Below are 21,290 nucleotides of genomic sequence, written 5' to 3' on the forward strand. Positions count from 1 at the left end.
GCAGCTGTTGCTCAGAGACGGCCCAGTCGCATTGCAATGGGCCAACTGATCTTGCGGGGTTGCTGAGGATCTCCCCAAAGGCTGGTTAGCTCTTTTGCGAAGCTTTTCATCAGGCTTTGCTTGCCGGCCTTTGCCGCTACTTTGACAGAGGACCACGTGCGCACGTAACCGAGGAACTGCTCCAGCGTCCATTCTCGCTCAATAGACATCTCCGGAGACTCGAGCTCCTGAAACGGGAACTCAAAACTGGCGTATCCGCTGTCGACGTGCTGGCGCTCTGGTGGCCAATAAGAGCCGATTTCATCGTAATAGAACTGGCGAAAACGGGCGTTGCATTCATTATGATTGATGGAGAGAACGCCATAACTGACGAGTGCGAGCACACACTCCGGTGCTGAAACACGTCTGACTTCCTCATAAAAACTTGCCAGATCAAACCAATGCGCAGACTGTGCGGCGACAATCAGATTAAGGGACGCATCTTCAGCTGAGCAGTGTTCTGCTGGCTCCACCGCAAAGCGAATGTTTGGAACGGGTGCTGCGTTTTCGATTTGGGATGCGCTGACATCTGTGGCAAGCACCTGCCTGAAATGCTTGGCGATCATGCCACTGAATTGACCATTCCCGCAGCCAACATCCAAAGCCAGATTGTGCTGCTGGCATTGTGAGGCCAAAAACTCAACAAGCTCGGCAGGATAGGTTGGGCGGTACTTTGCGTAGCTCTCTCCAGCATTCTGGAAATGTGATGCAGCCAGATTATCCTGTGTCATATGCAAACCTCCCCTATTGACGGTGGGAGACTAACAAAAAACGCGGCCCCAGTAAGGGACCGCGTTCTAAAACTTTTGCCTGTCTGAAAGATTAGTTCAGAGGAGACAGGATGATCTCTACGCGGCGGTTCTGCGCGCGGCCAGCTTCGGTTGCGTTGGACGCGATCGGGCTGGTCAGGCCGTAACCTGCTGCAGAGATGCGTGCACCGTTTACACCCTGATTATACAGGTAGTTGCTGACGGAGTCTGCGCGGCGCTGAGAAAGCTGCAGGTTGAACTGAGCGGACCCAGTGTTGTCGGTGTGCCCGTAAACGTTCAGACGTGTCTGCGGGAATTCTTTCGCAACGAGAGAAACACTGTTGAGGACCTGCATTGCGCGGGAGGACAGAGTTGCCTGACCAACAGCGAAGGTCACATCGTTTGGCATGTTCAGTACGATCTGGTTGCCGTTACGGGTTACGGAAACGCCAGAGGACTGGAGCTGCTGACGAAGCTGCGCTTCCTGACGGTCCATGTAGTTACCGATACCACCACCGATCAGGCCACCAGCAGCAGCACCAACGAGCGCGCCTTCAACGCGAGCGCTTTTGCCGCCAGCGATCGCGCCGATGATTGCCCCTGTGGCTGCGCCAAGACCTGCACCGCCTGCAGTTTTGGAAACGCGGGACTCACCCGTGTATGGATTGGTTGTTGTACATGCTGCAACGGAAAGGCCGAGAACAACAGCAAACGCGGCGTGCATCAGTTTTTTCATTTAAAATTCTCACATCGTAATTTTTGAGGGTCAGATGAATCACAATGAATCTGCCCCCTATCGAACATTAACCCTATCAAAAGCCACTGGGCGCCTAATACAAGTGCCCAATGAGACAGTGTCCTTGAATTCCACCGGATTTGTCGCTGAAAACAGCCATTTTTATTGGTTTGTGATAGCAGTCACACAAATCACCACTGAATTAAACAAAGCCTTTTGACACTCAAAAATTTGCCACAATTTCCGCAAGGCAATTTAAAGCATGCTGTTTAACCCCGTTTTTTCCTAAAAGATGAAGACTAAGGGAAGCCCAAAAACAAACAAGAAGGTGGGGTTCCATGAAAACGGCGCTTGTCCTTGCATTCAGCATTCTCAGCATGACGTGGTCATTTGCTCAAAGCCCAAATGCAGATGACCAGCTGCTTTTTGCCCCTGACCAGCCAACACCGCCCGAGCAGCCCTGCATCACTCTCAGCAACAAGAAGATTCTTTGCGGGAAGGCTGATGATGCTGGAAGCCAGCTTCTCAGCGTGTTCAAGGGCGTGCAGTATGGGCAAGCAACGCGGTGGCAGCCTTCCAGTGTATTTGATGAGTATGAGCCCAACGGCTACGAGGCATTGCAATACGGCGCTCGTTGCCCTCAACCGATCTGGAATCCAAAAGATCAGCTGCGCGGTGAAGAAGACTGCCTCTATATGAATATCTGGGCACCGGCTGATGCTATCAAGAACCTCAGCAAACTGCCTGTCATGGTGTTTTTTCATGGTGGTGGCTTTATGGCTGGAGGAGCAGACAAGGCCTATCACGCTGCCAATAAAGAGATCATTGAGCTTTATTCCGGCAAATCGTTTGCTGCTGATCAGAACATTGTGCTCGTGACCGTCAACTTCCGACTTGGCATTCTTGGCACTCTGGCGACTGACGGGATCACCGGACAAGAGCCTTCCAACGGTGGCAATTACGGCTTGCAGGATCAACAAACCGCACTGACGTGGGTGCAGAAGCATATTTCATCATTTGGCGGAGATCCTGAGCAGGTCACGATCTTTGGTGTGAGTTCCGGAGCGATGGCTGTTGGCCTGCATATGTTCAGCGCTGATAGCTCTAAGGATCTGTTCCGCGCTGGCATCATGCAAAGCAGCGCATCTGCCTATAAGTATCGCAATAAAGAGGAAGGGCGTGACCTCTTCTACTTCTATCTAAAATGCCTGAGAGCTGTCATTCGCAATCCAGACTCGGATGAATGTGCGTTAACAGCACAGCTTGATGATCTGGAAAAAGCGAATACGCGACAAATTCTTCTGGCTCAGGCTTTGCTTCAGGATACGCTCTTCAAAAAAGGCGTGTTCCTGAGTGCCCTGCCTGGCAGCATAGCCTTTTCCCCCATCATCGATGGCAGTTTCCTTAAAGAACAGCCCAATGTGCAGATGGAAAAGGGTAATGAAAAGCCTCTGATGTTGGGGTTTAACAAGAACGAAGGCGTTCTGTTCGCGAACTTTATTGACGCGGCCGGGAAGCTAAACGCTGTAACTTTCAACGGGATTTTGGGTCGGGATTACGAAAACCCGATGCTGATTGTGGGCCGCGCTGGATATGGCGCACAAACTCCTGCTGCATATGGCTTGCGCCCGAAGACACCGGCCACGGCCCTTTCCAACCTTATTGGGAATTCAGTGCTCACCTGCCCTACCATGTCCGCCAACATCAAGCGGGAAAAGCCGAGCGATAACACGTGGCTTTATTTCTTCGCGCAGACATCTGTCGAGAACATGGAAAAGCCACCTACAAACCCGAAGGTGAATAATGCTTGCGGCCCACACAACCAGTGGAACAACGCCTGTCATGCATCGGAATTACCATTCGTGTTCAACACTATGCCGCCGGATGCGACACAAGAAGACAAAGACCTTGCTGTGAAGATGAACGCCCTTTGGGCGCAATTTGCAAAGACACCAACAGAGGGGCCGTCCAAAGACTGGAAATTGTGGAGCTGGCCGAAAATCGGCAACCCATCAAACTTCAATGTCCTGCAGGGTGCAAACATCGAGGCAACCTATGAGGATCTCTTCGAGCAATCCGATTGCGCGTTCTGGCTTGGGGAAGTTATTGAAAGGAATGCAAACGCCATTCTTATTCCCAAGCAGATACCTGAGGAATAATCCATTCTTTTCAAGGGAATAAGGAAAAGAACTGGCGAAGCAGATGATCTCAACTATCTCACTAAGGAGCCTTAAGAAGAGATGGTACAGACGAGTGGATTCGAACCACCGACCTTCGGAGCCACAATCCGACGCTCTAACCAACTGAGCTACGTCTGCTTGCCAGTGGCGCGGAACATAGGTAGAATTTTTAAGGTTGGCAAGTCCCTTGAAACATCAAAATGAAAAAAGTCCACAACACTGATAAAAAATCGCCAGTTACACACTGCAACTAGGTGGTTTCACTCTGTTTTTCAGAGGCTTAAACGCAAAATCCTCCCGCATGAGTTGCAAATTGCTATGCAATCCAATCGGGAGGATATGTACGTTCTTGAAAAAATTTAGCCGGAATTATGCCAGCTTCATATCTTTCATAGATTTGTCGAAAGCTTCTTTTGCAGGCTGAGACATTGTGGTCGCAAGTTTCGTTGCAGTTTCCTGCATCTCTCTCACCTGTTGGCTCATCGCATCATACTGTTTGCGGCTGTAAGACGACTGAAGCTCGATTGCTTCAGACAAGCTCTTCACACCGAACATGTCGCGAATGTGAGAGAATGCAGCTTCGGAATTGTCTTTCGCTGCATCGACAGCTTTCAGATTGATTTCCATGAAGCTGTCACGTGTCACTTCCATGGTCTCTTCAAGCATTGCAGATGCCTCTTCAGAAGCAGACTTCACTTTGGCATAACCTTCACGCGCCTGATCAACGCTCTTTTCGGTCATTTCCTGGATAAATGCAGGCACTTCCATCTTGTTCATTGCAAACACCTCATTCTCTACAGATTTGGCAGCTTTTGGAGCAGCCTGTTCAGTTTTCTTTTCGGATTTAGCAGTATCAATTTTCGCAGTAGTCATTTGGATTGCTCCTTATCGTCTTGGGAGAAACATAAAGGATCAAGGGGGAGAGAACCGTCTCCCCTTAGGTCAACTTGAGATTAATATAGGAGTTATTTTGTGCATTGCAACATTATTTTGCAGCGCAGCAATATCGATCGCGCTTAAGCTGCTGAAACGAAGAAGAAAACTTTTTTATTCTGGTGGTGCAAATCGCGAGTTTGCAGCGGTGGGTTTTAATGGCATACCCCGAACGAGGCGCTGATACGCCTCATTCCGCCGTTGTTTGGGCAGGAATCAGCCCTCTTAAAACCAAGGCTCCTCAGAAGTCTCCTGCTTTTTTTGCTGCATCCTTTACAGCGCGGGAGGCTTTCTCACCCATCTCTCGCATTTGTGCTCCACTTTGCTCCATCTGCTTGTGCAAGTACTCTTGCTGCAAGCCCACAAGCTCTTCCATATCGCGCGCCTGAAACATGCGCTGCGCTAATTCAAAAGCGGAATTCACATTTTGCTCGGCAAATGAAAGGGCCTGACGATGCATATCTGAGGAATCCACATGCATTGTGCTTGATGCATCTTCCATGCTGCTCACCGCATTTTCGGTTGCATCCATGAAATTATCAAAAGCCTTGCGTGCCTGATCAATGCTTCGATCAGCAAATTCACGCATTTGATCCGAAACTTCAAAAGGAACTTTTGTATCTGCCATGCTCAAGCCTCCACCATTGTTGATTAAGGTTTCATTCGCATTGTGGAAAGGGCCTATTCCCTCCCCTATTTGCAACTCGTTTACTCTGATGTGGCAATGCTATACTTAACCATAGGGAAAGAAAATAGGAGCTTAGACGAGCACCGCAGTTTACGGTACTTTAAGTATACAGGAATTGTGGGGTGAATAATTGGGCGGCTTGTATCTATTGGAATTGACAGATGCGAAGTTCGGCGCTCATTTGTTAAACTCTAAGCCTTTATCAGGATTTAGCTTTTGAAATTGCCGGTGGGTGGGTTGCCATAAATGGCAGGCTCTGGTTTTTCAAAGCTTACAGATAAAGTAGGGTGGGGCTATAATTGGAAAAATGTACCCCTGATAAATTGAGGCAGGTTTCTTTAGTAAGCTTACAGCAAAACCGCTGAAGTCGCTTACATGCCCGTTTCAAACCGGATATCATTTGATAGCACCGCCAATTTTGCGTTTTGGTGCCTGTGAAAGAGAGTAGATTGCGTTTCTCAACCAACCCCTTCTTGGGAAACCTTCAGAGTAGGGACCAAGCTCGTGGCTGACTTTGTCTTCAAACGCCGACAACGGCCGATCCGCTTCACTTGGGAGCTGGACCGAAACGGCTGCTTTCGTAGCTTCTCGAAGGAGTTCGCCGAGCTATTAGGCCCACAGGATGCCGCTTTGATCGGCCTCCCGTTCGATGCTGTCCGCAAAAAGCTGAGGATTGGTAAGGTCCCGGCGATTTCAAAAGCTATCAAAAAACAGCGTGCCGTCAGCGGTGCGACATTGCTTTGGCCTGCCTGCAATTCCAACAAGGTTGTTCCTCTCGATTTATCTGCTCAACCGGTAGAAACAAAATCAGGCGAGTATGATGGCTTGCGCGGATTTGGGGTTATCCGCAGCGTCGATGCAACGAAATCCGATGAACCTGTTGATCCGCTTACAGTTCTGACCAAGTTGCGTGCCGCGCTAAAAGAGGAAAGCGAAGATACTGAAGCTACCTCTGAACCGGCAAAGACAGAAACTCCTGTCAGTGAGCCTGATGTTGGGCTGACGCTTGAGCACAATCAGCCAGAACGATTTGTGCAGGGAGACGTCGCACCAATCGAAGCACTTTCCGAGACTGAGACACATCAGGTAACGGAAACTGTTAAGGCACCATTGGTTAAAGGCATTACGGCGCCAGGTTTCTTACAGAGTGAACCTGAGATTCCAGAGTTGATCGTTGATTTCAGCGAGGATGCAGAGGAAGAAGAGCAGGAAGTCGTTGAGAGTGCCGAACATCCTGAGCCGAAAACCTCTCCTGAGGCTGCTCCGGTTGAAGAAGTGACAGTCGCGGCGGCTCATGAGCCTGAAGCTGATGCTGATGCTGAAATCAACCTCCCAGCAGAACCGGATCTACCTGCATCAGACACACAGTCAGATGAAAATGGATTGCACTTTCTTCATGACGAAGAAGCAATTGCTGTTGAAGAGAATGAGGGGTTCCTTCAGCTGACGGATGCTGACGTCCTTCGCGATCCGACAGACCCTCTTGAAATTGCAGCTCCCGTTGAGGTCGAAGCGCAACCTGAAGAGATTTCTGAGCCTGAAACAGCTGATCAGACTGTTCCTGCTTCGGAAGGTCCTGAGCACGTGACGGCTGAAACTGATTTGCAGGCTTTTGAAGAGGATTTTACTGAGGCTGAGGAAGCTCCACCAGAGACTGCAGAACAGGTGAGCGCTGCTCCGTCAATTCCCGAGCCAACCAGTAAAGATGACTTTGAGCGTGCTATCGCAAACTTGCCGGACGCGCCGCAAAAGAAAGTCAGAACTGGTCCACGCAGTCTTGCGGAATTGACCAACAGCATTGTTCGGCTGGTAGATAAACATCCTGTTCCAAGAGAGAATGTTGGACTTTCCAAACCAGAGCGAGATGCCTTCGATAAGATTGCGCGGGCATTGGGTGCTGAGAAGAAAGATGAGCAAGCTGCTGTTCCGGCACAAGCTGAAACCGCAAAAACAGTTCCTGCTACACCCGAAGAGACAGCAACTCTCGCCGTAGCTGAAACTGATGTGGTGGAGACTGAGTTCCACGAAGAACCAAAGCCTGCAACAGCGACGAAAACTGACAACATTATTCCGCTGCCCGCTGAACCTGCGGCACGTGATGAAACCGTTGCGACTGAGCCAAAGCAGGACAACGTAACCCATGTGGTTCTGCCACGTGTTCCACCAGATATTGAAGAAGCTGCAGAACGCGCTCGTGAAAAGACAGGACGTATTCCTGACAAGCCGATTGTAGCGCCAATCGATCCGCGCCTTCTGGATCGCCTTCCGATTGGGGTCGCCGTTGTTCGCGACCGCGATGTTGTTTATGCAAACGACACTCTGCTTGAGCTGCTTGGTTATGAGCGCTTTGAAGGATTGAATGAAGCAGGAGGCCTTGAGGCAATCTTCGCAGAACCGGAAGAGTGCCCTACTCCAAGCTCTCAAACTGTAGACCGTATCGTACACGTACGGCTCGCAGAAGGTGGTGTGCTTTCCGTTGATGCGCGTATGCATGCTGTGCCTTGGAATGGTGCGCAAGCGCTCATGATCTCTGTGGTGGAGAAGATACAGGGTGAAGCAGATGCCCCTGCAGCTTCGGCTCACGTTCAGGCTGCAACTGGCTCCGAAAATCAAATCAAACATCTGCACACGCGCATTGAAGAGCTGGAATCCGTTCTCGCAACTGCGACAGACGGCGTTCTTGTAATGGATCAGCGCGGTATCATCCGCAGTGCAAATCACTCTGCAGAAGCCCTGTTTAATGCCGGCGAAGATGACCTTCTAGGTGCTCCGTTTACGACATTCCTTGCGGATGAGAGCCACATTGCAGCGCTGGATTATCTGGATGGATTGGTCGCCAATGGCGTTTCCAGTGTGCTCAATGACGGGCGTGAAGTCATTTGCCAAACACTGGACGGCGATATCTTCCCAACATTCCTAAGCATGGGGCGTGTCAGCCACGCAAACGAGCAACTTTTCTGTGCTGTGTTGCGCGATATCACGCAGTTCAAACGAGCTGAAGAAGAGTTGGTGAGTGCCCGGTACAAGGCGGAGAAAGCCAACACTCACAAGTCTGAGTATCTGACTAAAATCAGCCATGAAATCCGCACGCCACTCAATGCGGTGATCGGGTTCTCAGAAGTGATGCAGGAAGAGCGCTTTGGTGAGCTTGGGAATGTGCGTTACAAAGAGTACGCCCGCGATATCCATCGCTCCTGCTCCCATATGCTGACGCTGATCAACGACCTGCTTGATCTGGCCAGGATTGAAGCTGGCAAGATGGATCTGGCGTTTGAAGCTGTTTCTGCAGCCGATGTAATCAATGAGTGCGTTGCACTGCTGCAGCCTCAGGCGAATGATCAACGCGTTATTATTCGCGCCAGTACACCTCTGTCTGTTCCTAAGATTGTGGCGGATCCGAAAACGCTGCGCCAAATCACATTGAACCTGCTGTCTAACGCCATCAAGTTCAACCGGTCCGGCGGTCAGGTGATCATCTCGCTTGTGCTTGATCCGAGTGGTGAAGTGCACTTGCGCGTTCGGGATACTGGCCACGGCATGTCGAAGGCTGATCTGGAAGCTGCGCTTCAACCGTTCCGCCGCCTTAATGCCTCTTCTTCAACAGAAGGGTCTGGTCTTGGTCTTCCATTAACCAAAGCCCTTGTGGAAGCGAACCGTGCTTCGTTTTCAATAAATTCTGAAGAGGATGAAGGTACGCTGGCTGAAGTCACTTTCCCACCTCAGCGAGTTCTCGCCGAATAACGCGCTCCTGTGGTGGCCTGACCATCGCAGGAGATTCGCATGCTCACACTGGCTGCTTTGGAAGATGCTTCGCAGGAACTGCGGCGCCATATGGCCCCGACAGCGCTTTACAGCTGGCCCTTGCTCAATGACGCCTTGGGCTGCGAGGTCTTCATCAAGCACGAGAACCATGCGCCCACCGGATCGTTTAAGGCCCGGTGCGCTTTGCTTTATCTCCTACGCCAATCACAACGGCATGTCAGCTCTACAAGCTTTGTTGCCGCCACACGCGGTAACTTTGGACTGGGCATGGCGTGGGCAGCCAAAATGCTGCACCAGCGCGCAGCGATTGTTGTTCCTCAAGGCACTTCCAAAGAAACGACAGCGGCTATCCAAAGCTATGGCGCATTTTTGATTGAGCACGGCAAAGACTTTGAGGAGGCCCATACATTCGCCTGCCAGATGGCCGAGGATTCTAAGCAGGTGCTCTCCCCCGGCTTTGATTATGACCTTGTTCTGGGAGCCGCGACTTACGCGCTTGAGATCTTCCGTGCGATTAAGGATCTGGATGCCATCTATGTGCCTGTTGGTTTGGGCACTGGCATATGCGGACTAATTTCTGTGCGCGACCTCTTTGGCCTGAAGACAAAGATCATCGGCGTGGTCGCAGAAAAGGCGGATGGGTGCGCGCGCTCCATTGAAGTTGGTGAATATACACTCACGTCTTCAGCCAATACCTTTGCTGAAGGGATTTGTGTGCGAGGACCTGCCCGGGAAGCTTTTGCCTTAATCAGATCAGGCGCTGAGCGCATTATCCGTGTCAGCGAGGATGAGATTGCAGAAGCAATCCGTCTGCTTTATCGCACAACACACAATGCTTGCGAAGGTGCTGCTGCTGCTGGTCTTGCAGGCCTTTCAAAAGAGCGTGCCAACCTGCAAGACAAAAAGGCTTCTTTCATCCTCTGCGGGCAAAACATGAACCGCATCTGGATGGCACGAGTGCTGCAAGGAGACACTCCAACTCCTTAAAATTGGAATTGTTTCTGCATATGAACGTGAGTACTGCACTCCCTCCAGACCAGTTTGTTTTCAACAACTCTGAGTTTTTCAGTAAACTTTTCCTTGAGGCTGACATGAGCCGCAATTGAAAATCATTCGCAATTGCAGATGGATAGCACCTTAAAAGCTGAATTTCACAGTTTAGAATAGTTCTATCTCATTGTTTTCACGAAGTTTATTAGTTGACAGAGAAAGTCAAGTTTCCGATATAACGGCAAATGACAAGCGTTTGCAGACGCGTACAAGATCACTCAGGAGATGTTCCGATGAAGTCGTTGTTTAAGGGAATTGGGCTGACAGCAGCTGGTTTTGCACTTGGTACAACCGGTATGGTCGCATCAGCTCAGGCAGAAGGCGAAGTGAATATCTATTCTTACCGCCAGCCAGAATTGATCAAACCACTTCTCGATGCATTCACTGCTGAGACTGGCGTCAAAGCAAACGTTGTTTTCGCTAAGAAAGGTCTTGGTGAGCGTATGAAGGCTGAGGGTAAGAACTCTCCAGCTGACGTTCTTCTTTCCGTAGACATTGGCCGCCTACAGGGTGCAAAAGACCTCGGTGTTACTCAGCCAGTCGTTAGCGATGCAATCAACGGCAACATCCCGGCAAACTTGCGTGACTCTGACGGCCACTGGTTTGGTCTGACAACGCGCGCTCGTGTCATCTATGCTTCTAAAGACCGCGTTGCCCAAGATAGCATCACCTATGAAGAGCTTGCTGATCCAAAATGGAAAGGCCGCCTTTGCACCCGCTCTGGTCAACACGTTTACTCCATCGGTCTGATCGCTTCCATGATTGCTCACAAGGGTGAAGCTGAGACACAGAAGTGGCTGGAAGCTGTTCGTGACAACCTGGCACGTAAGCCAACCGGCAATGACCGTGCGCAGGTTAAGTCCATCTTTGCTGGTGAATGCGACATCTCATTGGGCAACACCTATTACATGGGCAAAATGCAAACCAACGAGAAAGATCCTGAGCAGAAGGATTGGGCAGCGTCAGTTCGCATTCTCTTCCCGAACACCGAAGGTCGTGGCACTCACGTGAACATCTCCGGCATGGTTCTGGCGAAAAATGCTCCGAACAAAGACAACGCTGTAAAGCTGATGGAATTCCTTGCTTCCGATGAAGCGCAGGCTATCTATGCTGCACAGAACTTCGAGTATCCAGTAGAGCCAGGCATCGCACCATCTGAACTGGTTGCCTCCTGGGGTTCCTTCAAAGCTGATGAAGTTTCTCTCAACGAGATTGCTGCTCAACGCGCAAAAGCGAGTGAGCTAGTTGATATCGTTGGCTTTGATAACGGTCCATCCAACTAAGTTCCAACAGGTAAATTGAGTTGAAGCCATTCCATGACATCCAGACACGGACATAGTGGATCGCCACAATACAGAACCGCCGCCCCCTCTTCTCGAGGGGAGCGGCTTCTTGCGTTTGGGACCTACTTTCTAACCGGCCTCGTTGTGATGCCGGTTCTTGCAATTGTTATTATGGCTATGGGCTCTTCGGGCAATCTATGGCCGCACCTTGTCTCAACAATTCTGCCACGTTCAATTGCCACCACATTCCAGCTGATGGTTGGTGTTGGTGTGATCGTGTTTGTCGTTGGGGTCAGCACGGCATGGTTGGTTACCATGTGCCGTTTTCCCGGGCGGCGCTGGTTTGATCTGGCACTGCTGCTGCCCTTTGCAGTCCCGACCTACATTATCGCGTTTTCATATGTTGAACTGCTGGATTACACTGGTCCGGTGCAAGGACTGATACGCGATATCTTTGGTTTCAAGACCTCTCGTGACTACTGGTTCCCTGAGATCCGCTCTCTTGGCGGCGCCATGTTTGTTATGGGGTTTGTGCTCTATCCTTATGTTTATCTGAGTGCACGCGCCTCGTTCCTTATTCAATCAGCTTGCGCATTGGATGTGTCCCGTACCCTCGGCGCAGGCCCATTTCGCCTGTTCTGGAAGGTCGCATTGCCGCTGGCTCGTCCTGCTATTGTGGTTGGTGTGACCCTTGCTCTGATGGAGTGCCTGAACGACATTGGAGCAGTGTCCTTTTTCGGCGTGCAGACACTTACATTTTCGGTTTATGACACATGGCTCAATCGCTCTAATCTGACGGGTGCAGCCCAGATCGCAACAATCATGCTGGTGTTTGTGCTGGCGCTGATGTTCATTGAGTATTATGGCCGCCGCAAGCAGCGTTTTCATCAGACAACGGGTACTTATCGTGCTTTGCCGAGTTACGAGCTGAAGGGCTGGCGTGGCTGGGTTGCTGTGGCTGTCTGTGCGCTGCCTATCATTCTGGGCTTTGTCTTTCCGTCATTGTTGCTTCTGAGCCGTGCAAGCCGCCGTGTGGAAGATCTGTTTGAACCTGCCCTTTGGGCTGCTGCCGGAAACACTCTTTGGCTGGCTGCGGTGGCCGCTGCTGTTTCTATCGGCATCAGCCTGACCCTTGCCTATCGCCGCCGCCTGTTTCCAAGCAGAGTAACAACGACACTGGGCCGAGTAGCTTCGATTGGTTACGCTGTTCCTGGCACTATTCTGGCCGTTGGTATTCTGTTCCCAGTCGCAGCATTTGACAACATGATCTCAGAGGGTTTTGAGGCCCTGTTCGGGTTTGGTACTGGGTTGCTTCTGATTGGATCAGGTACAGCGCTCATCTATGCTTATGTCGTCCGTTTTCTGGCTATGTCATACGGACAGATTGATGGCGGATTTGGCAAAATTACCCCGCACTATGATATGGCATCTCGTAGCCTGGGACAGACCGCGTGGGGCACCCTTGGCCGCGTTCATATGCCATTGATGAAGCCAGTCATTCTCTCCGCAACACTGCTTTCCTTTGTAGAATGCATGAAAGAGCTGCCTGCAACGTTGCTTCTGCGTCCGTTTAATTTCGAGACACTCGCAACAACGGTTTACAACGCAGCTTCTCGTGAAGCGTTTGAAGATGCTGCTCTGCCAGCCCTCTGCATCGTGCTGGTGGGCATCATTCCGGTGATTATGCTGGCAAAGACAAGTGCTGATACGTTCCGCGAGAAACGCGGCAACAAGCGCTTTTCCAAGGACACCTCAATGGTACCTGCTGAGTAAGAACGGAAAGAGTTTGCAATATAAAAAAGCCGCTGAAGATGTTCAGCGGCTTTTTTAGTATCTAATGAATCTGTATCCGATGTTATCTGGTTGCAGCTGCCAGTTTCAGCGCCATTCCAACAAAAACAACAGAGGCAATCCGGTTCATTACTTTCTGAGCAGTTATAGACTTGCTCAAACGATCGCCGATAGCACCTGCTGCGAAGGCGACTGAACCAAAGACCAGAATTGCAGAGAGCATAAATACCACCCCCAATTGCAAGAACTGCGGCATAACAGGACCGTAGGCAGGATCAACAAATTGCGGAAAGAACGAAAGGAAGAAGATCGCAACCTTGGGATTGGTGATGTTCATGATTACACCGCGACGGTACAGAGGGATCAAGGCAGAATGATCGACCTTATTTTGTTGTACCGGCTCAGGCTTCGCTCTGAAGGCTCCCCACGAGAGATAAAGCAGATACCCGACACCAAGCACCTTGACGAAGGTAAACGCCAACTCGGACGCCTGAAAAATCGCGGATACACCGAGCGCCACAGCCGTCGTGTGAAAAATCAAGCCGGTGCAAAGACCAAGCGTCACCGCGATACCCGCCATACGACCACACAATGCAGATTGTGTCAGCACGAAAATATTATCAGGGCCTGGTGCCAATGCCAGCAAAACAGTGACAGTGAAAAAACCAGCCAGTACATCTATTGGGATCACATAGTGCTCCATCCGTTCAGAAAACTGAAGCGAACAATGCCTCAACTTCCCGACCAGAGCAAGTTTCTTAGCTTTATGTGAGCGCTAATGTCACCTCAATTTCAATCTTAAGATCAGGATGGAAAAGCTTCTGAACTTCTACGAGTGAACTCGCTGGACGATGGTCACCATAAGCATCAGCCAGAACTGAGCGCAGCTCTCCCAAAGCTGACAAATCAGTAACAAAGATCATCACCTTAACAAGGTTCGCGAAGCTAACACCTTCTTCTTCAGCAATTGCGGAAATCTGAGAGACAATCTCTCTTGCCTGTAGATCTGTTTCCTGCGCCTGAGCCATGATTGCAAAAGCAGTCAGGCCCGAGATATGCAGTGCCCCCTGATGGACCCAGCATGTACATATGGACCAACTGCCTCAGGAATGTGAAAATTATGCTACCTTGCAGTCAATTTACAAGTTTTCATCACTTTTTTTTTGTTGATCCAATCCTTTAGACAACATTGGCCCCGGTTTCCAACTATAGCGACTACTCCGTTTTGTGTAGAACTCATGAAGTCGCTTTCCTGGATAAATATACTTACTAAAAAAATAATAATGCATTTTGATCTGAACGAATAGTGGAATATGCTCGAACCACTTTTTGCGAGCATGCCCGACTCCATCAATCAAAGTCAGCCTTAAGTCTCCATCTTCCAACTTTTGGACGCAAATGTTCCATGGACGAAGGTCACGACACAAAACCGCTTCCTGCACCAGATCATGACGAAATCGCTTCAATGCAGTTTTGAAGCGATTTGTTTCAATGAATTGCGGCTCATCTTCAAGCATCTTCATCAAAATTTGAGAAGGCCGACCAGTAATTTCATCTGTGATCAAATCAAACATAGCACCAAAACCGAAATTAGTTTCTATACGTCCTCGGTAGTTCGAAATGGCTACAAAATCTAACTGATCTCTTTGTTCCATCAACTGCTCGAACAAACACGCTTCTGCCAAAGTAACCCCTGCACCTCGCCCATCCTTTCGTGCATCAACCTTGATACAAATCTTCGGATTTTCAGGGTGCCGATAAACTCTACGGACCCCACCAGACGCAATCAAGAGCTCTTCATTTAGAGTGATCACAGAACAAATACCTTCGTTGAGAAGAAGAGTATTTAACAATTATTCTCATTACATACAAATAAAAAGAGAGGACAAATTGCCCTCTCTTGTCTTGTCTTGTCTAAGTGAAGTTTGGTTACTCTACCAAATTCGCTTCAGTTTTCTCTTTGATCTCTTCCAGAGTAACACCCTCAGCCATTTCTGCGACTTTCAGGCCGCCGTCGACTACGTCGAAGACGCCGAGGTTGGTGATGATGCGGTCGACGCATTTTACACCGGTGAGCGGTAGGGCGCACTTATGGAGGAGTTTTTTGTCGCCACGTTTGTTGGTGTGATCCATAATGACCACAACACGTTTAACGCCTGCCACCAGATCCATTGCACCACCCATGCCCTTGACCATTTTGCCAGGGATCATCCAGTTTGCGAGATCTCCATCTTCGGAGACTTCCATCGCACCGAGGATGGACAGGTGGATATGACCGCCACGGATCATCGCAAAGCTGTCTGCAGAAGAGAAATAGCTGGTACGATCCAGTTCAGTGATGGTCTGCTTACCTGCATTGATCAGATCTGCATCGACTTCATCTTCAGTCGGGAACGGGCCCATGCCCAGCATGCCATTTTCTGACTGCAGAGCTACATTCATTCCGTCTGGAATGTAGTTTGCGACCAGTGTCGGGATGCCGATGCCGAGGTTAACGTAGAAACCATCTTGCAGTTCTTTTGCCGCACGGGCGGCCATTTCGTCACGATTCCAAGCCATGATTACTGCCCTCCCTTAAGCTTCGCGCGTAGTGCGCTGCTCGATGCGCTTTTCAAATGTGCCAACAACGATGCGGTCAACAAAGATACCTGGAGTATGGATCTGATCCGCATCCAGCTCACCGATCTCGACGAGCTCTTCAACTTCTACGACAGTGGTCTTGCCAGCTGTTGCCATGACCGGATTGAAGTTGCGCGCTGTCTTACGGAAGATCAGGTTGCCTTCTTTGTCAGCTTTCCATGCACTCACGAGAGCTACGTCTGAAACCAAACCGGTTTCCATGATGTAGGTATCACCGTTAAAGTCTTTGTGCTCTTTGCCTTCAGCAATCAGGGTGCCAACACCGGTTTTGGTGTAGAAGCCCGGGATGCCTGCACCACCAGCACGGATGCGTTCAGCAAGGGTACCTTGAGGGTTGAATTCCAGCTCAAGATCACCATCCAGATACTGACGCTCGAAAGTTGCGTTTTCGCCAACGTAAGACGACACCATCTTCTTGATCTGGCGCGTCTGCAACAGCAGGCCCAGACCGAAGTCATCAACGCCTGCGTTGTTAGAGATGGCGGTCAGGTCTTTCGCACCAGAATCTCGCAGCGCAATAATCAGGTTTTCAGGAATGCCACAGAGACCAAACCCACCTGCCATGACGGTCATGCCATCAAAGGTAAGTCCTTCCAGAGCAGCGGCAGCACTTGGATAAACTTTATTCATTATAAACTCCCAATACATGAGTTGGTAGAACTCACGCTTCTCATTCTCCAGAACGCAAGCAATACCGCCTTTTCATGCTGGCAATGGGACCTGACCCTCCATCCGGATCAGCATCCTGCCGTTCCCTCCTAGGGAAAATAGGTATAGCGACAGCAATGTTGATAGCTGTGTTTTATGTCCTCGCCAAGTGCTCTTTGTACAGAGAGCGACTATTTATTGAGGTGAAAACCACAAAGCTGGGAGGAATGAGTGTTTGCGGTGCACAATTTTTTAGAATGTAACACTCAGACCCATGAAAATTCTTAAAGATGAGCTGCTGCGAGTCGCTCTTCTTCCATGCGCTTGAACCTCTGCCTTTTGGTGAGGAGAGATGCCAAGATGACGCCAATCGTCACGATAACGACCAGTATCGTGCAAATAGCATTGATTTCTGGCGTCACACCTAATCTCACCTGAGAATAAATCTTCATAGGCAAAGTGGTTGATCCGGGTCCGGAATTAAAGCTCGCAATTACTAAGTCATCCAGTGACAATGTGAATGCCAGCATCCAACCTGCGAGCACTCCTGGCAGGATCTGAGGGAGGGTGATGCGGAAGAATGTTCTGACAGGAGGACAGCCCAGATCCATTGCAGCCTCCTCTAAGGAGCGGTCAAATCCAGAAAGGCGGGATTGCACGACAATCGCCACGTAGCACATGGAGAATGTGGTGTGGGCAATCATGATCGTCCAAAAACCGCGATTTTGATCAATAGCCACAAACAGAAGCAGCAATGACAACCCGAGGATGACTTCTGGCATCACAAGTGGTGCGTAGATCATCCCCGAGAACAAAGTCCGTCCGAAGAAGCGTCCTTGCCGGGCTAAGACCAGCGCAGCCAATGTGCCAAGAACAGTTGCAAGAGTTGCTGATGTGAGGCCGATACGAAATGTAACCCACGCAGCTTCCAACAGCTGTTCGTTTTGCAGCAAGGATGCATACCACTTGGTGGAGAAACCGGCCCAAACCGTGACCAACCGAGATTCATTGAAGGAAAAAACAATCAGAATGACGATGGGCAAGTAGAGGAAGCTGAACCCCAAAACCAGTGATGTGAGATTAAACCAACTCGGTTTTGACGGCATTACACGTCCCCTTCGTTGCGTCGGGTCTCGTGCCGCTGAAACAGCAAGATTGGAATCACAAGCAATACCAGAAGAACAATTGCCACCGCGGACGCAACTGGCCAGTCCCTGTTGGAGAAGAACTCAACCCATAGGGTTTTCCCGATCATCAGTGTTGATGAGCCTCCCAACAGGTCGGGAATGACGAACTCTCCTACGGCTGGAATGAAGACGAGGAAACACCCTGCAATCACGCCGGGCATGGCAAGAGGGACTGTTACCCGCCAGAAGGTCTTCCAGGGTGGACAACCCAGATCCTCTGCAGCTTCTATCAGGGTCGTGTCCAGTTTCTCTAAGGAAGAATAGAGCGGGAGGACCATGAAAGGCAGGTAAGAATAGATAATGCCAATGTAGACGGCGATGCTGGTGTTGAGGATAACCAGAGGCTCATTAATGACACCGATCGTGATCAGTGCCTGATTGAGCAGGCCATCAGTTTTCAAGATGCCGATCCACGCATAGACCCGGATCAAAAAACTGGTCCAAAACGGCAGGATGACCATCATTACCAGCGTTGGTTGCCAGCTTCTTGGTGCCCTAGCCATGCCGTAAGCAAGAGGGAAGCCAATGAGCAAGGTCAGCAATGTAGATATGAAAGCTATTTGCAGGCTAGAGACATAGGCGCGCCAGTAGAGGTCATCCTCTGTTAGCCAGATGTAATTATCTAGCGACCAGCGCTGCGCAGCTTCCCAAAGTCCAAGCAACCCCCTTCCCCAATCGATTACCGGCAAGTAAGGCGGAATTGAAACGGCTGCTTCAGACAACGAGATCTTTGCAACAATCACAAACGGAACAAGGAAGAAGAGCAGTAGCCAGACGTATGGCACACAGATGAGTGCGAAGCGGCCCCATTTTCCAGTTGGATTGGTCGGTGAGTTCTCCGGTGCCTGAAGTTCATGACGTGGCGGTGGGATCGTTTCTGATCTCATGAGGTCGGTTGATGAGAGGTTGGGGTCAGTCATTTGCCACCTCTCATCGTGTCAAGATCACGCCGGCGTCGCTGTCCCATGACAGCCAGACCTGATCTTCCCAAGTGATCGGTCTTTCAACCAGCCGTGCTGTATTGGCAACAATCGCCCGCAGCGTCTCTGTCTCAGCCACTTTGATATGATAGATGGACACGTCGCCCATGTAGGCGATATCCCAGACTTCTCCTTGAATAGCATTAGTGCCTAAGCGATCTGGTTTATCGAAGGAGATACGCATCTTTTCCGGACGGATGGCTAGAGCAGCGTGGTCGCCCACGTTTGCAGAGGTTGGATAGCAAACATCCAAATGGCTACCCAGAACAGATGAGAACATCTTGACGTCCTCAAGTTCCTTATTGGTGACTTGCCCGTCCAGTACGTTGATGTCACCAATGAATTCCGCCACAAATCGGGAGTTGGGTTGCTCGTAGATTTCTCCCGGTGTCGCATTTTGAAGGATCTTGCCCTTATCCATAACCGAGATGCGATCTGCCACGGTCATCGCTTCTTCCTGATCATGGGTCACGATCAGAAACGTCATCCGCAGTTGTTCTTGCAGATTGATCAGTTCCAGCTGGGTTTCCTCACGAAGCTTCTTATCGAGCGCAGCAAGAGGTTCATCGAGGAGGAGCACTTTGGGGCGTTTGGCGAGGGATCTCGCGAGTGCAACACGTTGGCGCTGACCACCGGACAACTGGTGCGGCTTGCGTTTGGCAAATCCTTCCAGCTTGACCAGACTAAGCATCTCCATGACTCTGCTTTTGATCTCCCTGGAAGGCAATCCGTCCATTTCCAAGCCAAAGGCGATGTTCTTTTCGACGTTCATGTGCGGGAAGAGCGCGTAGGACTGGAACATCATGTTGACCGGGCGCTTATATGGCGGCACGCCGGCGAGGTCTCGCCCTTCCAGAAAAATCTGACCTTCAGATGGAGCTTCAAACCCTGCAAGCATTCTCATCAAAGTGGTTTTACCGCACCCAGACCCGCCCAGCAGGGCATGGAACTCACGCTTGTAGATTTTGAGAGAAAGATTATCAACGGCAACAAAATTGCCAAAACGCTTGGTGATATTCCGAAATTCAATAAAAGGCTGCTCGCTCGGGTCGTCCCAAGGTGAAAATGCACGACGTACGGGGCCAAGCGGTTTCTTCGCCAATACTCCAATCCTTTTCAATGGCCTGCTTGGTCAGTGGTTCAAGGTAGGATTGCATCTCACGGAGCAACCCTACGCTTGCAGGCCTATAGTTTTTAGTGACCGGTTTTGACAGTTGTGAAGGTTCGGTTCATCAAGCGCTGTGCTTTGAGCGGCTTGGCACCGATGGTGTAGAGGCGCTGTTTCACCTCATCTGTGGGGTAGATATTTGGATTTGAAGTCACTTCTTCATCCACCAAAACTGTCGCGTCTTTGTTGCCGTTGGCGTAGTAGACATAATCCGACATTTTGGCGATCACTTCCGGGCGCATCAGGTAGTTGATGAACTCATGCGCTTCTTCAACGTGCTCTGCATCAGCGGGAACTGCGATCTGGTCAAACCACATCTGGGCACCTTCGTTCGGCAGGATGTAGGTGACCTCAACACCCTTGTCAGCCTCTGCAGCGCGGTCTGCCGCCTGCAGCACATCGCCAGACCAACCGTAAGCCAAGCAGATGTCACCGTTGGCAAGGCCGTTTACAAACTCAGAATTATGGAATTTGCGAATGTAAGGGCGGATCGTTTCCAGAAGTTCGCCAGCCGCTCGAATGTCTTTCGGATTGTTGGAATCTGGGTTTAGACCCAGGTAATGCAGCGCAGCCGGGAACATTTCATCCGGCTCATCCATCACATATACACCACACCCTGCGATTTTTGAGAGCTCTTCAACGTCAAACAACAAATCCCAACTGCCGATTGGAGCGTCAGGATTGAGTACACGCACCTTTTCCTCATTTACCCCATAGCCAGAGGTGCCCCACATGTAGTTGACGGAGAACTCATTGCCTGGATCGAACACTTCAGTACGCTCTTGCAGAAGTGGATCCATGTGCTTGAGATTTGGAAGTTTGTCCTTGTCGAGCTTCTGATAGACGCCTGCCTGAATCTGACGCTGAAGGAAGGTTGCACTTGGGACAACCACGTCATAGCCAGTCTTGCCAGTCAGCAGCTTTGTTTCCAAAACCTCATTGGAATCAAAGGTATCGTAGTTCACAGTGATACCGGTCTCGTTCTCGAAGTCTTTGAGAACCTGCGCATCAACGTAGTCGGACCAATTGTAGACATTTACAATACGATCCTTAGCATTGGCGGCAGACAAAGAGAGAACCAGCGCTGCTGCTCCCGATAGCAAAATTACGGTTTTCATTCTCAAATACTCCAATCTCAAACACAGGGGCTCAAAGCACCTTGGCGAAGCGAGCCTCTGCATATAGCCGCCATGGTATATCCTTCTGGTGGCAGATTAATTTCGGCCTACATTCCAACCCAATATTTTACAGGAATGCCGTAGGTTCGTTGGGTGTCTCAGGCACCCAGCTCTCAGGTTCTCTCAACACTATCAGGGTTTCTAGTGTGCAGCCTTAACCCGTGTCCAGAAGCTGTTGGCTAGAATCAAAGGTTTTATTGAGAACAATGATTCCGACTTTAATCTCAGAAGCACTAGAAACTTCTTCATCACTGCCGTCTGGTCAACGGTCCGCTATC

At 50.2% G+C, this 21,290-nt stretch carries 18 protein-coding genes and 1 tRNA gene; 5 read left to right on the forward strand and 14 right to left on the reverse strand.

The features are described from left to right. Window positions 1-11: 11 nt before the first annotated feature. Together PsW74_RS27675 and PsW74_RS27680 are read right to left on the reverse strand one after the other, a co-directional pair. Window positions 12-770 carry a class I SAM-dependent methyltransferase gene (locus PsW74_RS27675; RefSeq protein ID WP_063286895.1) on the reverse strand — a complete coding sequence of 253 codons (759 nt, stop codon included), beginning with the start codon at window positions 768-770 and terminating at the stop codon, window positions 12-14. 91 nt (window positions 771-861) lie between these two features. Continuing rightward, on the reverse strand, window positions 862-1,524 hold the full coding sequence (locus tag PsW74_RS27680; protein ID WP_063286894.1) for an OmpA family protein: 663 nt from the start codon (window positions 1,522-1,524) through the stop codon (window positions 862-864). A 338-nt stretch (window positions 1,525-1,862) separates the two neighbouring features. Here PsW74_RS27680 and PsW74_RS27685 point away from each other — a divergent pair, with 338 nt between their 5' ends. Beyond that, the gene (locus tag PsW74_RS27685) at window positions 1,863-3,683 is read left to right on the forward strand and encodes a carboxylesterase family protein (protein WP_063286893.1); all 1,821 of its coding nucleotides are present in this window, start codon (window positions 1,863-1,865) and stop codon (window positions 3,681-3,683) included. Window positions 3,684-3,765: 82 nt separating this feature from the next. Here the strand turns inward: PsW74_RS27685 and PsW74_RS27690 are convergent. The 3 genes from PsW74_RS27690 to PsW74_RS27700 form a co-directional block, all read right to left on the reverse strand. Then, a tRNA-His gene (locus PsW74_RS27690) sits at window positions 3,766-3,842 on the reverse strand. A gap of 231 nt (window positions 3,843-4,073) precedes the next feature. Then, the gene (locus PsW74_RS27695) at window positions 4,074-4,577 is read right to left on the reverse strand and encodes a phasin (RefSeq protein ID WP_057464801.1); all 504 of its coding nucleotides are present in this window, start codon (window positions 4,575-4,577) and stop codon (window positions 4,074-4,076) included. A 301-nt stretch (window positions 4,578-4,878) separates the two neighbouring features. Next, window positions 4,879-5,265 (reverse strand): phasin family protein, encoded by a 387-nt coding sequence (locus tag PsW74_RS27700; RefSeq protein WP_063286892.1) that lies wholly within the window; start codon window positions 5,263-5,265, stop codon window positions 4,879-4,881. 564 nt (window positions 5,266-5,829) lie between these two features. On the opposite strand from PsW74_RS27700, the gene PsW74_RS27705 reads away from it, so the two are divergent. The 4 genes from PsW74_RS27705 (at window position 5,830) to PsW74_RS27720 (ending at window position 13,193) form a co-directional block, all read left to right on the forward strand. Next, on the forward strand, window positions 5,830-9,066 hold the full coding sequence (locus tag PsW74_RS27705) for a PAS domain-containing sensor histidine kinase (protein WP_063286891.1): 3,237 nt from the start codon (window positions 5,830-5,832) through the stop codon (window positions 9,064-9,066). 39 nt (window positions 9,067-9,105) lie between these two features. Then, window positions 9,106-10,074 (forward strand): threonine dehydratase, encoded by a 969-nt coding sequence (locus PsW74_RS27710; RefSeq protein ID WP_063286890.1) that lies wholly within the window; start codon window positions 9,106-9,108, stop codon window positions 10,072-10,074. A 359-nt stretch (window positions 10,075-10,433) separates the two neighbouring features. Next, entirely contained in the window at window positions 10,434-11,420 is a 987-nt protein-coding gene (locus PsW74_RS27715) for a Fe(3+) ABC transporter substrate-binding protein (RefSeq protein WP_244271723.1), read from the forward strand. Between the two features lie 33 nt (window positions 11,421-11,453). Continuing rightward, window positions 11,454-13,193: an iron ABC transporter permease gene (locus PsW74_RS27720; RefSeq protein WP_208988193.1), complete on the forward strand. Its 1,740-nt coding sequence runs from the start codon at window positions 11,454-11,456 to the stop codon at window positions 13,191-13,193. Window positions 13,194-13,275: 82 nt separating this feature from the next. Here PsW74_RS27720 and PsW74_RS27725 read toward each other — a convergent pair whose 3' ends face one another. From PsW74_RS27725 to PsW74_RS27765, 9 genes are all read right to left on the reverse strand, one after another. After that, on the reverse strand, window positions 13,276-13,902 hold the full coding sequence (locus PsW74_RS27725; protein WP_063286962.1) for a LysE family translocator: 627 nt from the start codon (window positions 13,900-13,902) through the stop codon (window positions 13,276-13,278). Between the two features lie 73 nt (window positions 13,903-13,975). Further along, a complete protein-coding gene (locus tag PsW74_RS27730) occupies window positions 13,976-14,239 on the reverse strand; it encodes a RidA family protein (protein WP_206599966.1) in 264 nt (87 codons plus the stop codon). A gap of 111 nt (window positions 14,240-14,350) precedes the next feature. Next, window positions 14,351-15,064, reverse strand: a complete 714-nt coding sequence (locus tag PsW74_RS27735; protein ID WP_208988194.1) for a YrbL family protein — start codon at window positions 15,062-15,064, stop codon at window positions 14,351-14,353. A gap of 76 nt (window positions 15,065-15,140) precedes the next feature. Continuing rightward, the gene (locus PsW74_RS27740; RefSeq protein ID WP_063286887.1) at window positions 15,141-15,770 is read right to left on the reverse strand and encodes a CoA transferase subunit B; all 630 of its coding nucleotides are present in this window, start codon (window positions 15,768-15,770) and stop codon (window positions 15,141-15,143) included. A gap of 15 nt (window positions 15,771-15,785) precedes the next feature. Then, window positions 15,786-16,481 carry a CoA transferase subunit A gene (locus PsW74_RS27745; protein ID WP_057460977.1) on the reverse strand — a complete coding sequence of 232 codons (696 nt, stop codon included), beginning with the start codon at window positions 16,479-16,481 and terminating at the stop codon, window positions 15,786-15,788. A 302-nt stretch (window positions 16,482-16,783) separates the two neighbouring features. Further along, window positions 16,784-17,605, reverse strand: coding sequence for an ABC transporter permease (locus PsW74_RS27750; protein WP_063286886.1), 822 nt, complete (start codon window positions 17,603-17,605; stop codon window positions 16,784-16,786). Beyond that, on the reverse strand, window positions 17,605-18,606 hold the full coding sequence (locus tag PsW74_RS27755) for an ABC transporter permease subunit (RefSeq protein WP_063286885.1): 1,002 nt from the start codon (window positions 18,604-18,606) through the stop codon (window positions 17,605-17,607). The genes PsW74_RS27750 and PsW74_RS27755 overlap by 1 nt, the downstream gene beginning before the upstream one ends. A 10-nt stretch (window positions 18,607-18,616) precedes the next feature. Next, a complete protein-coding gene (locus PsW74_RS27760) occupies window positions 18,617-19,786 on the reverse strand; it encodes an ABC transporter ATP-binding protein (RefSeq protein WP_057460980.1) in 1,170 nt (389 codons plus the stop codon). A 74-nt stretch (window positions 19,787-19,860) separates the two neighbouring features. Next, a complete protein-coding gene (locus PsW74_RS27765; RefSeq protein ID WP_063286884.1) occupies window positions 19,861-20,952 on the reverse strand; it encodes a polyamine ABC transporter substrate-binding protein in 1,092 nt (363 codons plus the stop codon). Between the last annotated feature and the right edge of the window lie 338 nt (window positions 20,953-21,290).

The sequence above is a fragment of the Pseudovibrio sp. W74 genome, assembly GCF_001623085.1.
Classification (GTDB): Bacteria; Pseudomonadota; Alphaproteobacteria; order Rhizobiales; family Stappiaceae; genus Pseudovibrio.

What these genes read in the sequence shown, in the direction of transcription:
- PsW74_RS27675 (WP_063286895.1), bottom strand. Translation starts at nt 770, where the DNA reads ATGACACAGGATAATCTGGCTGCATCACATTTCCAGAATGCTGGAGAG.
- PsW74_RS27680 (WP_063286894.1), bottom strand. Translation starts at nt 1,524, where the DNA reads ATGAAAAAACTGATGCACGCCGCGTTTGCTGTTGTTCTCGGCCTTTCC.
- PsW74_RS27685 (WP_063286893.1), top strand. Translation starts at nt 1,863, where the DNA reads ATGAAAACGGCGCTTGTCCTTGCATTCAGCATTCTCAGCATGACGTGG.
- PsW74_RS27695 (WP_057464801.1), bottom strand. Translation starts at nt 4,577, where the DNA reads ATGACTACTGCGAAAATTGATACTGCTAAATCCGAAAAGAAAACTGAA.
- PsW74_RS27700 (WP_063286892.1), bottom strand. Translation starts at nt 5,265, where the DNA reads ATGGCAGATACAAAAGTTCCTTTTGAAGTTTCGGATCAAATGCGTGAA.
- PsW74_RS27710 (WP_063286890.1), top strand. Translation starts at nt 9,106, where the DNA reads ATGCTCACACTGGCTGCTTTGGAAGATGCTTCGCAGGAACTGCGGCGC.
- PsW74_RS27715 (WP_244271723.1), top strand. Translation starts at nt 10,434, where the DNA reads ATGGTCGCATCAGCTCAGGCAGAAGGCGAAGTGAATATCTATTCTTAC.
- PsW74_RS27720 (WP_208988193.1), top strand. Translation starts at nt 11,454, where the DNA reads ATGACATCCAGACACGGACATAGTGGATCGCCACAATACAGAACCGCC.
- PsW74_RS27730 (WP_206599966.1), bottom strand. Translation starts at nt 14,239, where the DNA reads ATGGCTCAGGCGCAGGAAACAGATCTACAGGCAAGAGAGATTGTCTCT.
- PsW74_RS27740 (WP_063286887.1), bottom strand. Translation starts at nt 15,770, where the DNA reads ATGGCTTGGAATCGTGACGAAATGGCCGCCCGTGCGGCAAAAGAACTG.
- PsW74_RS27745 (WP_057460977.1), bottom strand. Translation starts at nt 16,481, where the DNA reads ATGAATAAAGTTTATCCAAGTGCTGCCGCTGCTCTGGAAGGACTTACC.
- PsW74_RS27750 (WP_063286886.1), bottom strand. Translation starts at nt 17,605, where the DNA reads ATGCCGTCAAAACCGAGTTGGTTTAATCTCACATCACTGGTTTTGGGG.
- PsW74_RS27755 (WP_063286885.1), bottom strand. Translation starts at nt 18,606, where the DNA reads ATGACTGACCCCAACCTCTCATCAACCGACCTCATGAGATCAGAAACG.
- PsW74_RS27765 (WP_063286884.1), bottom strand. Translation starts at nt 20,952, where the DNA reads ATGAAAACCGTAATTTTGCTATCGGGAGCAGCAGCGCTGGTTCTCTCT.